General features: G+C 55.5%; 12 protein-coding genes. 11 read left to right on the top strand and 1 reads right to left on the bottom strand.

Features of this window, described 5'->3' with window-relative positions:
• The first annotated feature begins 2 nt into the window (after positions 1–2).
• A complete protein-coding gene (locus B5F80_RS05660) occupies positions 3–773 on the top strand; it encodes a serine hydrolase (RefSeq protein ID WP_087477849.1) in 771 nt (256 codons plus the stop codon).
• 53 nt (positions 774–826) lie between these two features.
• Here the strand turns inward: B5F80_RS05660 and B5F80_RS05655 are convergent, their stop codons facing one another.
• A complete protein-coding gene (locus tag B5F80_RS05655; protein WP_087477848.1) occupies positions 827–1,351 on the bottom strand; it encodes a nitroreductase family protein in 525 nt (174 codons plus the stop codon).
• Between the two features lie 267 nt (positions 1,352–1,618).
• On the opposite strand from B5F80_RS05655, the gene B5F80_RS05650 reads away from it, so the two are divergent.
• The 10 genes from B5F80_RS05650 to B5F80_RS05605 all read left to right on the top strand — a co-directional run bounded on the left by B5F80_RS05650 (position 1,619) and on the right by B5F80_RS05605 (position 16,013).
• Positions 1,619–2,383 (top strand): ABC transporter permease, encoded by a 765-nt coding sequence (locus tag B5F80_RS05650; RefSeq protein WP_087477847.1) that lies wholly within the window; start codon positions 1,619–1,621, stop codon positions 2,381–2,383.
• A gap of 8 nt (positions 2,384–2,391) precedes the next feature.
• Positions 2,392–3,144 (top strand): ABC transporter ATP-binding protein, encoded by a 753-nt coding sequence (locus B5F80_RS05645; RefSeq protein WP_087477846.1) that lies wholly within the window; start codon positions 2,392–2,394, stop codon positions 3,142–3,144.
• On the top strand, positions 3,141–4,376 hold the full coding sequence (locus B5F80_RS05640) for an MlaD family protein (RefSeq protein WP_087477845.1): 1,236 nt from the start codon (positions 3,141–3,143) through the stop codon (positions 4,374–4,376). The genes B5F80_RS05645 and B5F80_RS05640 overlap by 4 nt, the downstream gene beginning before the upstream one ends.
• Before the next feature lie 54 nt (positions 4,377–4,430).
• A complete protein-coding gene (locus tag B5F80_RS05635; protein WP_087477844.1) occupies positions 4,431–5,957 on the top strand; it encodes a TolC family protein in 1,527 nt (508 codons plus the stop codon).
• A 207-nt stretch (positions 5,958–6,164) separates the two neighbouring features.
• Entirely contained in the window at positions 6,165–10,466 is a 4,302-nt protein-coding gene (locus tag B5F80_RS05630; RefSeq protein WP_087477843.1) for a translocation/assembly module TamB domain-containing protein, read from the top strand.
• A 17-nt stretch (positions 10,467–10,483) separates the two neighbouring features.
• Positions 10,484–11,122 (top strand): sigma-70 family RNA polymerase sigma factor, encoded by a 639-nt coding sequence (locus B5F80_RS05625; RefSeq protein WP_087477842.1) that lies wholly within the window; start codon positions 10,484–10,486, stop codon positions 11,120–11,122.
• 139 nt (positions 11,123–11,261) lie between these two features.
• Complete coding sequence (locus B5F80_RS05620; RefSeq protein WP_087477841.1) at positions 11,262–11,837, top strand: hypothetical protein; 576 nt, start codon at positions 11,262–11,264, stop codon at positions 11,835–11,837.
• Positions 11,838–11,850: 13 nt separating this feature from the next.
• Complete coding sequence (locus B5F80_RS05615; RefSeq protein ID WP_087477840.1) at positions 11,851–14,205, top strand: BamA/TamA family outer membrane protein; 2,355 nt, start codon at positions 11,851–11,853, stop codon at positions 14,203–14,205.
• 13 nt (positions 14,206–14,218) lie between these two features.
• The gene (locus tag B5F80_RS05610) at positions 14,219–15,505 is read left to right on the top strand and encodes a hypothetical protein (protein WP_239386312.1); all 1,287 of its coding nucleotides are present in this window, start codon (positions 14,219–14,221) and stop codon (positions 15,503–15,505) included.
• Positions 15,506–15,527: 22 nt separating this feature from the next.
• Positions 15,528–16,013: an OmpH family outer membrane protein gene (locus B5F80_RS05605; protein ID WP_087477838.1), complete on the top strand. Its 486-nt coding sequence runs from the start codon at positions 15,528–15,530 to the stop codon at positions 16,011–16,013.
• Positions 16,014–16,015 lie beyond the last annotated feature (2 nt).

Raw genomic sequence — 16,015 nt, 5'->3', positions numbered from 1 at the left:
ATGTGGCCTTATGCAAAGAACGGCTGGAGAACTATATAGAAACGCATTGGCAGGACAAGGCCGCCGTGTCCGTGTACTGCCGCCCTCTGGATGGCGGCGACGACTTTTTCTATCGCGACCGGGTCATGCCGTCGGCCAGCTTGATCAAGGTACCCATCATGGCCTGCGTCTTCCGTCAGGAAAAAGAGGGACAGTTGTCCTTTGATACAACTTATCCCGTTTACGGCGGCGTCGAAGGCGGTTCGTTTTACGGCCTGCCGGAGGGGACGGAAGTATCTCTTCGTACGCTGGTGTTTCACATGATCGTCGAAAGCGACAACACGTGTACGAATATGCTCATCGATGTGCTGGGCTTCGACGCCATTAACGAGGAAATTCGGCGGCAGGGCATGGAGCATACACTGCTGCGGCGCAAGATGATGGATTTCGAGGCGGCCCGCCAGGGGAAAGAAAACGTGACGTCTCCCGGCGATATGGGGCGCTTGTTTCTGCGCCTGGCCTCCGGGACCTGCGTCGACGGGCGGCGCGACGAGGCGATGCGGGCTATCCTGGCCCAGCAGGAGGATAACTGCATTTTGCCGGCGCAAATTCCCAATACCGTGGCGGTAGAACATAAGACGGGCGAGCTGGACGGCATATATCACGACTGCGGCATCGTCTGGAAACAGGGCCGGCCCTACGTGTGCTGTCTCATGGCCGACGGGATAGTCCATGAAGCCCAGGCTATTTACGATATGTCGTATTTGGCGCGCTTCCTATATGATGAAATATAAAAACTGCAGCAGTGCCGGCAGGGCATTGCTGCAGTTTTTTTGACGGTATGAAATTAGCGGACGTAAGTTACGAAGTCGGCCTTGCGCGGTTTTGCTGCCGGCACGGGGCCGTCGGCGTAGCCGAGGATGCAGTGGCCGACGCCTACGAGGTGTTCCGGCAGGTTCCACTGGCGGAGCAGCGCTTTGCCTTCGGCCGATTCAAATTCTTCCTTGGCCCGGTTGATCCAGCACGAGCCAATGCCTAAGGAAGCGGCGGCGTTCATGAGGTTGCCCATGACCAGGCAGCCGTCGGACCAGGCGTTGGCCGATTTTTCCATGTCGGCCAACACGACGACAATGGTTGGCGCGCCGTACATGGGATCGCTGTCCGTTCCCATAATCTTAGCGTTCATGGCGGTTAATTTAGCAATCGTCTCCTTGTCCTGCACGACGACCATCGTGACGGGCTGGATGCCCATGCCGCTGGCGGCGTACATGCCTGCTTCCAGGATTTGCTGCAAGTCGCTTTCGGGAATTTGTTCCGCTTTGTATTTGCGGATGCTGCGGCGGGAAATTAAGGTTTGTATCGTTTCGTTCATGCGTATCGCTCCTTTTAATAGAAATATAACTATACTTGTCTGTATGTATTATACCACATCTGTTTTTGGCGGGACGGGACGGAGCCATCTTTTTTCTTGCCATTTGCAGGATAAAATGCTATTATCTTATTTATAAGAAAACTCAAAAGGTTTTTTCAGTTTTCTAACAATTTTTTAACAATTCTCGTTTCTCGTTTTACAGCGGCCCATTATTGATGGTATAGTAAAATAGACGGAGAAATCAAAGCCGGAGAGGAGTGGTTGTCGGTGCAGGAGGCATTGGAGAGAGTAGGGCGCTTTACCCTTCATATCTTTGAACAGGTCGGCGTTCTAGCTATTTTATTCATCCAAACCCTGAGACAGCTTCCCAAAATTCAGCGCGGCCTGACGGTCGCGCAGATGGCTCATCTGGGGGTCAATTCCCTGCCCATCGTCAGCCTGACCCTTCTCTTTGCCGGCATGGTTATGACCCTGCAGATCGTGGATATCCTGCTGCGGTACGGCGCCCAGTCTACCTTGGGCGGCGTCATGTCTATCGCCATGGGCCGCGAGCTGGGGCCGATTCTGACCGGCGTCGTCGTCGCCGGTCGCGTAGGTGCGGCCATGACGGCCGAATTGGGCACGATGAAGGTTACGGAGCAAATCGACGCCCTGCGCTGCATGGCCGTCAATCCGATTGCCTACCTCGTCGTACCCCGTTTCGTCGCCTGCGTCATCATGGTGCCGATCCTGTCGTTTTACGGGTATGTCATCGGTACGGCCGGAGGCTACGCCGTAGCGACCTTTGGCGCCGGCCTGACTCATTTTACGTATATGAATTCCGTCGAGCTGTTTACCGAGGTAGGAGACATCGTATACGGCCTGATCAAGGCCATGTTTTTCGGCGGCATTATCGCCCTGATTGCCTGCTATGAAGGCATGCACGCCAAGAGCGGCGCAGAGGGCGTAGGCCAGGCGACGACTAAGTCTGTCGTCACGTCCATTATTTTTATCTTTATATGCAATTACCTATTGTCTGTCATTTTGTATTAGGAGAGCCTATGATTAGTTTGCGCGATGTAACCGTAGCCTATGGAAGCCAGGTTGTCCTGGACGGCGTCGACCTCGACATCTGCGACGGGGAGACGCTGGCCATTTTAGGGGCCAGCGGTTCGGGGAAAAGTACGATCCTGCGGCTGATCATCGGCCTGCAGAAGCCGACAAGGGGCCGCATTTTTGTGGACGGCGCGGACATTACGCCGTACGACGAAGAGCAGCTCAATGAAATGCGCCGGAATATGGGCATGGTGTTTCAATACTCGGCGTTGTTCGACTCTATGACCGTAGGGGAGAACGTGGCTTTCGGCCCGCGGCAGCGTACGCGCTGCAGCGAGGAGGAAATACAGGCAATCGTCAGGGAAAAGCTCAGCCTCGTCGGATTGGAGGGCATTGAGGACATGATGCCCAACGATTTGTCCGGCGGCATGAAAAAGCGCGTCAGCCTGGCCCGGGCAATCGCCCTGGACCCGAAGACTATTTTATACGACGAACCGACGGCCGGGCTCGACCCGCTGCGGAGCATGGATATTAACCGCCTTATTGTCGGCATGCAGCGGCATTTGAAAGCCACGTCGATTCTCGTTACCCACGATATGCGGTCGGCCTTTTATGCCGCAGACAGGATAGCCTTCCTGCAGGGCGGCAGGTTCAGGCTGATCGCGCCGAAGGAAGAATTTAAACATACAGAAGATCGGGAAGTACTGCAGTTTATTTACGGCGGCGAGCTGCCCGAGGAAAGGGAGACGATGCTATGAGATGGAGTGCGGAAGCCAAGGTCGGCCTCGTAACCATTGTCGGCGTCCTGGTATTTACATATGTCATCATCACCTTGGCCCACGCCGAGATATTCGGCAATCCCGGCTTCGAGGTTCACACCGTATTTCATGACGCCAACGGCTTGCAGCAGGGGAATTCCGTACGCTACGTAGGCGTCCATGTCGGCAAGGTAGAAAAGGTCACGCCCCTTCGGAACGGCGTGGATATCGTGCTGCGGATTGACGAAGGGACGGAAATTCCCAAGGATTCGCGGGTGGCGATTACGACGGACGGCCTGCTGGGCGAAAAAATCGTAGCGATTACGCCGGGCAATGATAAAAACAATATCCTGGCCGACGGCGATACCTTGAACAGCAATCAGGGCAAAACCATGGACGACATGATGAACAGCGCCAGCACGCTGATCAACGGTGCCAATGATATGATAAAAAATATCAACGCTATCCTCGGCGACGCCAAGACCCAGGCGGCGATGCGCGGCTCTATTCAAAATGTAGAAGCCATTACGGGACAGACCAGCGCCATGATGGAGGCCAACGCCGCGAATATTCAGCAGATTACGGCCAATATGGCGGCGATGACGGCGCAGATGAACGCGTCGCTGCAGCAGCTGGACGGCGACGGGGCCACGTCGGCCAACGTCCGGGAAATGGCCGCCAATATGAAAAATATTACGGAACGCTTCGATACAATTGCCCGCTCTATGGAAACGATGACGACCAATCCGCAGAGCCAGGCAGACATTCAGACGACGCTGCACAATACGGCTGAGATCACGACGAAGGTCAACAATATCCTCGGCGGCAGCGGCGACGTGAAGTTTGAAGGAGAAGCGGGCTTCCTGTATAATGATACGCAAAGTGAAAGCGGGGCCCATGCAAATTTTAGGGTGTACCGGAACAATTCCTTCGCTTTGGTCGGAGCTGAAAGTATTGGCAACGGTACGAATCTCAACTTGCAGTTTGGACGCCGCAGTTCCTGGTTTGACAGCCGCTTCGGCCTGATCAACGGCGATTTGGGCGTCGGCGTCGATTTATTCGCCGACGGGCCGTTCCGCCTGAGCCTGGAGGGGTACGACCCCAACGACTGGCGGTACCGCGTGAAGGCCCAGTACCGCATCTTGCCGGATATTTATTTATTCGGCCAGTTTACCCGTCCCATGGACAGGAGCGACGGCGGCAATTATTACGGCATCAACTATGCTTTTTAGCATATTTCCAGTTTTATGATAAAGGATAGAAAATAATTGACGGGGGTACCCAAGATGAATAAGAATTTGTACAGAAAGATAATCATCGCCATGATGGTAACGACTTTGGGAGGCGCGTCGGCCTTTGCGGAAGACACTGCCCAGGCATCGGCTGAAGCGGCGCCGAAAGCGCCGGTAAGCGTCGCGAAAGTGCGTCCTGTCGACGTGACGCCGGCTCTGCGGGAAGAATTAGCCCGCCAGATCGCAGCGGAATCGGAAAAGAAAGCGCAGAAGCGCGCCGCTAAAAAAGAGCAGGACCCGGTTATCGTCATCGGCCGGGTAGCTCCGGATCAGGCCGTCGAGCTGACGCTGCCCAAGACTGTGCAGATGGCCTTGGATTATAACCGCGATATCAAGGTCGCCCATTATGACCTGAAGAGCGCCGAATACTACATCGATGAAGCGCGGGCCGGCAAAATGCCTCAGTTCAGCTACACCTTCGACGCGTCGCGCCGTGAAAACAGCGGCAGCTCCGGCATGAATAACCGGGACAGCATTACCAACTCCTTCGGTCACGGCCTGAGCGTCAATATTCCCCTCTATACGGGCGGCCGCGTAGAAGGACAGATTGCCGTGGCTAAGCTGGGCAAGACCAGCGCCCAGGAAGAAATCCTGCGGGTAGAACAGGCGACAAAGCTTTCAGCCGTTCAGGGCTATTTCGGCCTGCTGGCATATGAAGAGCTGCGCGACGTATACCATGAAGCGGTCACGAATATGCAGGGCCACGTCGATAACGTCACGGCCCAGTACAATGTCGGCACCGTCGCCAAGCTCGACGTCCTCACGTCGAACGTCTCCCTGGCCGACGCCAAGACGAACGCCGTCACGGCAGACAACAACGTGGCCGTTGCCGAAGCGAACCTGAACAACATCCTCGGCTTGCCGCTGCAGACGAAGCTGGAGCTCGTAGACCATCATCTCCCCTTCGAATCGTACGATATTTCCCTTCAGGAAGCCTTGGACTACGCTATGAAATACCGGCCGGAAGTCCTGCAGGCTGCGCTGAGCGTCCGTCAGGCTGAAGAAAATATCGGCATCGCCAACGCCGGCAATATGCCAAGCGTATCTATCGGAGCCGGCAACGACTGGAGCGACGAAGATTTCCCCGGCTCGGGCAACAGTGCATGGCGCGTAACGGGCGGCATTACGTTCAGCTTCTTTGACGGCGGCGCGACGAACGCCCGCGTTAAACAAGCCAAGCAGGCCCTGCTGGCTGCCCGTGAAACGGAACAGCAGACCCGCGAAGCCGTTCAGCTGGCCGTTAAGCAGGCTTACCTGAACATCCGCAGCGCCGCGCAGCGCGTAGAAGCCAGCCAGTCTGCCGTCGCTGAAGCCGAAGAAAGCTTCAAGATTGCCCGCGTCCGCTATCAGGCCGGCGTCGGCATCAACCTGGACGTTCTCGACGCGCAGTTAAACCTGAATCAGGCGCAGACGAACTACATTCAGGCGCTGTACGACTATAACGTCGGCATTGCCCAGCTGGAACAGGCGATGGGCGTAGACGTTCGGTCCGGCGTCGTCATCCCGTCCATGACGGAATAAATTATATACAGGCGTATTGCAAGGTCATAAGCGCTGTCCATCGGGACGGCGGCTTATGACCTTCTTTGCAATACAGACGGCGTGTCACAAGTTTTAAACAATTTTTGAAGGACGCCATATATTTCTTGATTTTATGTACCGGCCTAGGTAGAATAAAAAGAGATTCATACACTTTTGTTTTTTATATGTACATGCGGGAGACTCGGCGTGAAGAAAAAATGGATAGCCGGCTGCGCTGCGTCGGCCTTTTTTCTGTCGGCCACGGCGGCTTTTTGGATGGAAAAACCGGCTTTAACGCAGCAGCTGAGCGAAATCGTAACGACAACAGCAAATAGCAAGCTAAACGGAACCTTATCCTTCGCGTCGATGGATATTTCCCTGACGGGGAAGGTGACCATATCCCGTCCGGTTATCCGCGACGCGAAGGGGCGGATCGTGCTGGAAAGCGAAGATATCGACGTGTATGTCAATCCCGTCAAAATACTGCCTTCTCTATGGGATGGGAACGTATTGGCGTCGCTGGATACAGTAGCCGTCGACAAGCCCGTAGTGCATCTCTGGGAAAATGAAGACGGCTCGTGGAATGTTGCTGCCCTTATTAAACCGAGTGATACGGAAAGGGGCGCAGATTTTTACGGCGTCGTGCGCCTGAGCGACGGCGTCGTGCGCGTGCTGCTGCCTGATGGAAGCGGCAGGACGGTGGCTTTGGAAGACGTAGATGGCTCCGTGTCCTTTGCCGAATACCCCAAGGCCATCGCCTTGACAGCCGATGCCTCGCTGGACGGCTACGACCTGATTCTTTCGGGAACGTATACGTCGGCGCGGCAATATGATATGACGATACAGGCCGAACGCATCGACGCGTCGTATGCCGCTCCCTTTATTCCAAAGGACGTAGACGTGACGATTCTCGGCGGCGCTGCCGAGAATGTAAAAGCGCGGGTAGCCGACGGCAAAGACGGCCTCTTCGTATCGGGGCAGGCCGACATTGCAGACGGCGCAGCCGCAGCGTACGGCCTCAGCGTAGACGGGCTTACGGGCCATGTTTCCCTGGGGACGGACGATGTACTGCTGAAAGGTGTATCGGGGACGATCAACGGCCAGGAATTTCAGGCCGACGGCATTGTGAAGACCAACGGCGCGTCTCCTGTATTCAATATAGACGTCGACGTGCCGGGTGCGGCGCTGGACGCTTTTTCTGAATTTATACCGGCTCCCGTTTCCGGTACAGTCGGATTTAAGGGAACCCTGTGGGGGACGGCCGACGACGTAAGCGGCAAGGGCAAGCTCACCGCTTCGAACGTCGCTTACGACGGCTGGCTTCTCGACGACGGCGTGGCGGATATTTCCTACGCAGACCACGTGGCGCAGATCGAAAATCTAAAAGCCCATGCCGCCGGAGGCGAGATTACGGGCCGCGGCGCTTATCATGCCGATACGGGCGATTTCACCGCCGAGGCGAAGGCTGCGTCTGTCGACTTGTCGCAGATTCCTGCGGTCCCCGTTTCCGTATTGGGGGCTGTTTCGGCAGAAGTCCAGGCGGCCGGCAATCTCCAGAGCGGTACGGTACAGGCTTTGGGCCGGGCGGAAGCCTACGGCCTTTCATACGACGGCATAGAATCAGATCGCAGTTCTGCCGATTTTTCCTACACCGACGGAGTTATTACCCTGTCGAATTTGGACATGGCTGTCGGCGGCGGCACGATTCGGGGCGGCGGCACCTATGATATGTATACGGGCGCGCCGAACATTGCCTTTACGGCAGAAAACGTGTCCCTCGACGTGCTGGGTTCTGCCGCTTCCGTGCCTATGAGCGGCTCTGTGTCGGCGGCAGGCCATGTATACGGCCCCGACCTGCAGTGGGAACTGTCTGTCAGCGGGCGGAACGGCTCGATTCAGCACTTGGCCTTTGATTCTATCGACGGAACCCTTCGCGGTGTCGGCCGTCAAATTGAAATCCCCGCTGCATACTGGCGATATAAAGACGGCGTTCATACACTGTCGGGAACGGTAGATTTAGATACGCGAGCCGTCAGCGGGACGATGACTACGGAGCACATGCGCCTGGAAAAACTCCTGCCGGCGATTGGGCAGGGCGATTTGCCCATGACGGGCTGGGCGGATAATACCGTGTCGATTCGCGGAACCATAGACGACCCGGTCGCAGAGGGAACCTTCCACTTGACCAGCGGTTCTTACGCTGGGTACTTATATAAAAATATCAGCGCCGACTATCGCCTGGATCAGGGCGTCCTTTATATTTCGAACGGCGATATTTCGTCGTACAACGCGTCTGTATCCGTACAGGGCTCTGTCGGCCAGTCCTTGAACCTGGATATTGAAGGAAAGGAACTGGATATTTCCCGCATGATGCCGCGCAGCCGCCTGCCGCGGAGCGGCGTGTTCAACGTCAGCGCCCATATTGGCGGCACGCCGGACAACCCGACGGCCGGGGGCTCTCTGCGGGCCGATACGATTACGATCAACGGCATGGAGCTGACGAACGTACGCGGTGATTTTGCGTATTATGACAAGCTGGTGCGCCTGACGGACCTGCACTTTGACCAAAGCGGCGGCTCGTACGATGCGAACCTGCTGTACCGCACGGAAGACGGCTGGATGCGCGGACAGGCCGGCGTTCGCAACGGCGACATCGCCAGCATCCTGAAGCTGGCCGCCGTGCCTGTACAGAAGGTAGAAGGCCATATAAACGGCCAAATTGATTTGGAAGGCACGTCGTCTGATCCGAAAGCGTCTATTACAGGGCAGATTACGGACGCATCGCTGGCCGGACAAGCTGTCGAGCCGGCGGATATAGATATTCGCCTGGAAAAGGGAACGGTACAGGTTAATAAGCTGGCCCTGAAGACTGGCGACAGCCTGTTGGCTGCGAAGGGGACCTATGCCTTCCACGGCCCCGTCGATATGCAGGTGGCGGCCCGCAATTTCCCGTCCCGCATCTTGCTGGATATTTTGGGACAGACTGACGTAGCCGTCGATACGCCCATTGATTTTGCCGCGGCCCTGGGCGGCACGGGCGACGATTTGGAAGCCGACGTGTCGGCGCAGCTGAACGGCGGCGCTATTAACGGCGTATCCTTCACCAACGGCTTTGCCTTATTGAACATCCGCGATGGAAATATACATATCGATCAGGCCTATTTAGCCCGCGATCCCTATAAAGTCGCGGCCTACGGCGACATACCTGTCAGCGCGCTTCACGGCGGGCGGGGCGCCGAGCCGATGGACGTGACGCTCAAGCTCGACAACACGGGGCTGGATATTTTAGCAGTCCTAACGCCTGCCGTCGAATCGGCGCAGGGCGGCGTCGAAGGGTCTCTGCAGCTGGGAGGCACGCTGGCAGAGCCTCAGATACACGGCAGCGTGAGCGTGCAGGACGGTTCCATCCAGTTCAGCGATGTCGCCTATCCGCTGGAACACATTACGGGCAATATCGTATTTGGCGGCCAGAACGTCTCTGTAACCGCCTCGGCGACGATGGACAAAAAAGGAGCCAAAGATCCGGGCAGTGTTTTCGTCCAAGGGCAGGCCGCCTGGGACGGCTGGCAGTTGACAAAGTATGAAGGCAATCTGTTTTTGAATCAACTGGCCTTGGACTGCGATTATTTTAAGGGGCCGCTGAACGGAACCTTTACCTTAGGCGAAGGTCAGCGAGGTCCTAAGCTGAGCGGTTCTATCGATATAGCGAACACGACGCTGGATATACCCCTGAGCTTTTCCGATAGTTCCAGCGCTCCAGAGCTGGAATTGGACGTTTCTGTAAACTTAGGGGAAAAAGTGAGGTTGTATAATCCGGCATTATATGATTTAATGGTACATGGCTCTGCTCGTTTCAGAGGGTCGACGACGTGGCCTGTGCCGTCGGGCCGGTTCGAAGCGTCGCGCGGGACGGTCTATTATTTAAATACGACGTTCCGCCTGTCCAAAGCCCGGGCTGACTTCAATCAGTTCGGCTCGTTCCTGCCGTCTGTCGACATCGAAGGGAACACGCGCGTCGGCCAGTACGGCGTCTTGCTGACGCTCCGAGGTCCTGTAGAAAATATGGACCTGGTGCTGCGGTCGGACCCGCCGCTTACGAAGCAGCAGATCATTTCCTTGATTACGCTGCGCAACAGCAGCAGTAAGCAGCAGAGCTCCCTGAACAGCGAGGACATGAGTACCCTCGTCGGTTCGGGTATCCGCATGACCCTGAACAGCCTGGGTATTACGCAGGAGCTGGAAAAGGCGCTGTATCTGGACATGCTGACCGTTACCAACGGGTCTTTGGATTTCAGCGACAAGCACAGCGATGTAAGCAACAACTATTACAACATCGAAATGGGCAAATATCTGTTTGATAACTTCATGCTTACGGCGGCTTTCGGGTTAAATCACGACGACAACCGTTTCGGCGCCCAGTATGATTTGGGCAGCCGGTTCAGCGTCAACGCCTGGACGTCCGACGACGACAGTTTTGTCGGCGGCATGTACCGCTATTCATTCTATTAGGAACAGGAGGGGACAGCGTGCTGGAACGATATTTAGAAGAATTAAAGCGCATTTCCCTCTTGACGCCGGAGGAAGAGCGGGCCTTATGGAAGGCGTACAAGGACGACGGCGATATGGCCAGCCGCAGAAAGCTCATCGAGCAATATCAGCCTCTCGTATTCAAAGAGGCGATGCGCTGGCACATCCGGGCGGATTTGCTGCCCGACGCCGTACAGGAAGGGACGGTCGGCCTCATAGAAGCCGTCGAGCACTTTGACTACCGGCGCAATGTGGCTTTTCCTTTGTTTGCCGTACACCGCATTCGGGGAGAAATCGTTGACTACCTGAATAAGGAAGGCAGCATGGCGTCCTTGTCCATCGACGAGCCTGATGAAAACGGATTGACGCTGCGGGAAATGCTTCCTGACGAAGACGTAGATATTGCAGAGCAGACGGGGCGACGATTGCTGTTTGAACACGTAGCCAAGACGCTGCAGCGTCTGCCGCAGAAGGAGCAGACTGTCCTTGAGGGCGTGTATTTGCAGGATAAGCAGCAGAAATATCTGGCCCGCGACATGGACGTGAGCCTGCCCTATGTCTACCGCTTGCAGAAACGAGGGATTCGCCGCGTCCGAGGCATGCTCAGTCAGTTTATTCACGACTGCAAAAAAAAGTAACCGAGGTGTTTTTCGCAGAAAACTAAAGGTTTATGGAGTATTTTTCATGTAATATAGGAATTTCGCTGATTTTTTTCTGTTACAAACGAGGCAGTATGTCAGGATACTATAGGTATGTTCAGAAAGGAGTCAGCAGTATATGGGAAAATCAGGCAATAATATAGCTGAACATGTCCGGTCGGCCAAGATGTGGCTGGAAAAAGCGGAGCAGTCCTTTGACCGCCAGTCTGAAATCCAGGGAGAACTGAATCTCATGCTGGCAGAAGCCGAGATGAAAAATCTGCGGAAACGCCATGGCCTGAAGGTGCGCGCTAAACTTCGCGTCGCAGCGGCCATGGGGATTGCCGTCATGGCCGCCGGATTGTGGTATGCCGCGACCAGGGAAAGTCCCGCGACGGCGCTGCCGGTACGGGATGCCGCACCGGCAGTACAGCAGTCTCCTGAGAAATTGCCGGCTGCACCGGCCAAGGCGTCGGCGCAGCCTGAACCATATGCAGGGCAGCAGGTTCATGCAGAGTCTGCTGCCGCGGCGAGGCCGACAGCCTCGCAGGAACAACGCGATGACGCAGCGGCGCCTGCTTCGGCATCAGAAGCTGCCGCGCCGATTCAACGCAGCGCGCCGGCGCCGAAAGAGGTGCTGACAGACGCGCAGATACAGCAGGCCGTACGAGATGCGCGCCATAGCCTGCGCGGTACGGACGTAAAGAATAAATAAATGGAGGTTTTGTATGAATACGCGGAAGAAGAAGCTTCTTGTCTTGATGATGACCAGCGCAATGATGACCTGCCCGGTATGGGCAAGCGACGAAACGGCGGCGCAGCCGGCTCCGGCTGCCGGTGCGACGGGATATGAACCAGTAGGTAAGGACGTCGTTGCCGCCGATGTCGTTTCGGCCGCAGGAATGTCGGGCACTGAAAAGATGGCCGTCAATGCGACGATAACGGCGCGGGCCGATAAGGCGACGCAGGATACGATGGCGGCGGCCCAATCGGGGCTGACTGGGTATGAAACGGAGGAAGAGCTGGCAGCAATTGCTGAAGGCAAGACGCCGGAAGAAATTCATAAGGCCGCCGAAGCTTCTTCCCAGGAAAGCGCTGCTCCTGTTGCTGTTCCAGGTACTGGATATGAAGCTGCGCCTCAGGCCGCGGAAACAGCGGCTTCTGCTGAAACGGCTCCGGCTGCAGCATCTGACGCTGCATCGCAGCCTGCAGCAGCTCCGGCTGCGCCTGCTCCCAAACTGCCGGGCACGCCGGTACAGTTCCCGGCTAGAATCGGCGACTTCGTCGTAGATTCCAGCGTTCCCAACTATCCTATGGCTGTCATTCCGCCGGAAGGCGGGGTCAACCTGCCCTACGGCAGCCTTGTATCGGACAGCGACGTCGCGCCGTACCTCAACAAGACGGCTACGTCTGTTACGGTCAGCCCGGTACCGGATGAAAAAATCGAGGAAAACATCCTTCCGCGATTGGCTATGCGCGTCGGCGACGCCGTCAATATGGCCTATATCCGCCATGACTTGAACGTCATCGGCTCGACGGGCATCTTTTCTACGGTTAAACCGTCCTTTACCAACGTACCCGAAGGGGTTCAGCTGAACTACACCGTTCAGATGAACCCTGTCGTCAACGGCATAGAGATTACAGGGAATAAGTCCCTTTCGGACGGCGATATCAAAAAGCTCATTACGATTACGCCGGGCTCGGTGCTCAATACGTCGATTGTCAGCCGCGACATTGCCGCCATCAATACGACGTACAATAATGCCGGCTACATGCTGAACCGCGTGTCGGAAGTCAGCCTCGACGAAGAAGGAATTCTCCATATCGGCATATCTGAAGTCCATGTAGAAGACATTGCGCTGCGCGGCAATACGAAGACGCGAGACAAGGTAATCCTTCGCGAACTGCGTTTTAAGAAAGGCGACGTATTTAATCGTGAAGTCGCCAGCCGAAGCATTCAGCGCGTCTACAACACGGGATACTTTGAAGACGTAAACGTTCGCCTCCTGCCGGGCCAGAAAAATGCTCAGGACGTCATTGTTGAAATCGACGTCGTAGAACAAAAAACAGGGACCGTTACGATTGGTGCCGGCTATTCCGATTCGGACGGCCTGGTCGGGATTCTCGGCCTGAGCGAAACGAACCTGCGCGGTACGGGCGATAAGGTCAGCATCCAGTGGGAATTCGGCGGCGAAACCCATTCCAATAAAAACTATATTTTCTCCTATACCCATCCGTGGCTTAACGATCATGGCGATTCCATCGGCTTCAGCTTATTTGACCGCGAAAATGATTATGAAGACTATGATGAAGACGGCGATTCCGTGGCCGATTACGACCGCCAGACCCGGGGCTTCAATATCACCTATGGCCGCGTCCGCAGCGAATACGTCAGCGATTTCGTTACGTTGGAAACCAAGGAAACAAAATATAAAGATTATAACAGCGGGTATGACTATCGCCAAGACTATGGGATCGTCAATGGAGATGATCTAAACTTCAAAACCAACGGATATTTAGACGATAACTTCGGACGCACGAACAGCCTGCGCTGGTCCCATGTATTCGACAACCGCGACAACGTCTTCGACCCGACGCGGGGCAAACGCTTGTCCTTTACGGGTGTCTGGGCCGGCAACGGCTTAGGCGGCGATTTCGACTACTTTAAGTTCATCGTCGAAAATCGTCTGTATTACAAGGTCGGCCATGCCCACGTCATCGCCGTTCGCCTCATGGGCGGCATTGCCGACGGCGACATGCCGTACAACGACCTGTTCACGCTGGGCGGCGCCGATAACCTTCGCGGTTTTGAAGACGACGAATTCCGCGGCGACAAGATGTACTTGGGTACCATCGAATACCGCTATCCCATCGCTAAAAAAGTACAGGGCGTATTCTTCGTCGATGCCGGTAACGCCTGGGGCGGCACGGATAAAGTGCCTTGGTACCATGATAACGACGAGCTGCACGTAGCTGGCGGTCTGGGATTCCGCGTTACGACACCTATCGGGCCTATTCGCCTTGACTACGGTGTAGGTGATGAAGGCGGCAAGTTCCACTTCAGCTTCGGCGGCAAGTTCTAATGCTGTCGGACCAATGAAATCGACTATACTTCGAGCGGGCTTGGGAGCAGTCGTATGCGCCTGCTGCAGCGTTGGCAGCGCATGGGCGGCTCCCATCGCTCATGTCAGCGTCAGCGTCTCTTCCGTGCAGGAGAAGATGCCGCCCTTGGTGCAAAAGCGCATAGCGGCCAGCATTCAAACCGTGGGAAACCACGTGCTGCTGACCCATGACAGCGGCGAGGTGCTGGCAAACGGCGAGGAATATAACCGGATTATTAACGATATCGTCAATCGGGTCCTAATTGGCTACACTGTGGAATCGATTCAGATTCAGCCGGGCGAGGACACGACGTTGGCCGTGCAGATCCGTCCGTGGGGAGAGACGATTCAATCCGTCGCCATGCATGTGGATTACGGCGCCCTTCCCGATATGGGCCGACGCCTGGCCGACGGCGATTTGCGCAATGCTTCGTCTATCGTAGAAAATCTCCTCGTCGGCCTGCCTGTCGACGCCCTGGACTGGGCGGACGGTACGATAAAAGCGGTGATGGAAAGCGAACTGGAAAGCCAGCTGCCGGAATTTTATCCCCATATCGCCATTACGCCGGGGCGCAGGGCAGAGGTAGAAATTTACTTGCTGCCGAAGCTGCCTGTAGTGCGCAATGTGGACGTAGCGATTGAGGCGGAACATCTGCCGAGAGTGATTTTCCTCAGCGCCCGCAAGAACATAGAAGAACGCTACGCTGGGCTGGAAGGCCTGCCCGTGGCGTTTGTTCACCGCCATGAACGAGATATACAGGCTGACCTGCGCCGGAGCGTAGACAGCCAATGGGTTATCCGCAAGTACAAGCTGAAAGTTGACCCTGTCGTGGAAGTCGGCGAAAATATAAAGATCCAGCTGCGTTCCCGAACTGATTTTTACGATATTCAGGCCGGGGCCTACGTCGACGTCGGCCGCGATGACAACAGCGGCGACGACACGGTTTTAAAAGCCCATTTAGGCCGCAAAATCGGCGGCCATCACGAGGTGTATACGCAGGTGGAATTCATGCCCAGCTCCGTCGATTGGAATATCATTCCCGGCTACTTTTACCGCTGGGGGAAATATACCCGTCTAGGTTATCAGTACGAGACGGACGACGACAGCAGCCACGTATGGGTGCGCCAGTACCTGGGCAAAAAATGGATGCTTCGCTTCGACAGGGATTTGACAAATCATGAGGACGAAATCGGCCTGACCTACCGCGTCCACGAATACATCGGGTTAGAATATATCATATCCGACCATGACAATTGGCTCAGGGTCATCGGATATTTGTAAACATAAAGGAGTACATGCCGTTATGATGTCAGAAATGGGTAAAAAACGAAATATTAAAATTTTTTCCGGCGTAATTGCCGTCGTCTTCGTTCTCAGTATTGCCGGCTTAGCCGTCATGCAGATGGGCAATCCCGTCAACGCTGCGCCGTCGAGCAATATCGGCGTCGTCGATATGAGCAAGGTCATCACGCCGGATAATCAGGACGCCGTAGAGGCACAGAAACAGCTTCAGCAGGCCGGCGAAGACATGCAGAAACAGTTTGACGAACAGTCTGCGAACATGACGGACGAACAAAAACAGGCGCTGTTCCAGAAAATGCAGGAAGAAATGAACCAGAAGCAGGAAGAAATCTTCAAGGGCATGAAGGATAAAGTCGATACGGCTATCGGCTCCGTTGCCAGCACGAAGGGCCTCAGCCTCGTCGTAGATAAGCGCGTCGTCCTGTACGGCGGTACGGACATTACCGATCAAGTAGCGAAGCAGCTGAACGATTCTCAGTCCAAATAAGG

Origin of the sequence: Megasphaera sp. An286 (assembly GCF_002163455.1) — a bacterium.
Taxonomy (GTDB): domain Bacteria; phylum Bacillota; class Negativicutes; order Veillonellales; family Megasphaeraceae; genus Megasphaera; species Megasphaera stantonii.
Note: the sequence above shows the minus strand (reverse complement) of the source record. Positions and strands in the feature narration are given on the sequence as shown.

Coding starts and splice junctions, on each gene's coding strand:
- B5F80_RS05655 (WP_087477848.1), bottom strand. CDS start 1,351: ATGAACGAAACGATACAAACCTTAATTTCCCGCCGCAGCATCCGCAAA.
- B5F80_RS05645 (WP_087477846.1), top strand. CDS start 2,392: ATGATTAGTTTGCGCGATGTAACCGTAGCCTATGGAAGCCAGGTTGTC.
- B5F80_RS05640 (WP_087477845.1), top strand. CDS start 3,141: ATGAGATGGAGTGCGGAAGCCAAGGTCGGCCTCGTAACCATTGTCGGC.
- B5F80_RS05635 (WP_087477844.1), top strand. CDS start 4,431: ATGAATAAGAATTTGTACAGAAAGATAATCATCGCCATGATGGTAACG.
- B5F80_RS05620 (WP_087477841.1), top strand. CDS start 11,262: ATGGGAAAATCAGGCAATAATATAGCTGAACATGTCCGGTCGGCCAAG.
- B5F80_RS05615 (WP_087477840.1), top strand. CDS start 11,851: ATGAATACGCGGAAGAAGAAGCTTCTTGTCTTGATGATGACCAGCGCA.
- B5F80_RS05610 (WP_239386312.1), top strand. CDS start 14,219: ATGAAATCGACTATACTTCGAGCGGGCTTGGGAGCAGTCGTATGCGCC.
- B5F80_RS05605 (WP_087477838.1), top strand. CDS start 15,528: ATGATGTCAGAAATGGGTAAAAAACGAAATATTAAAATTTTTTCCGGC.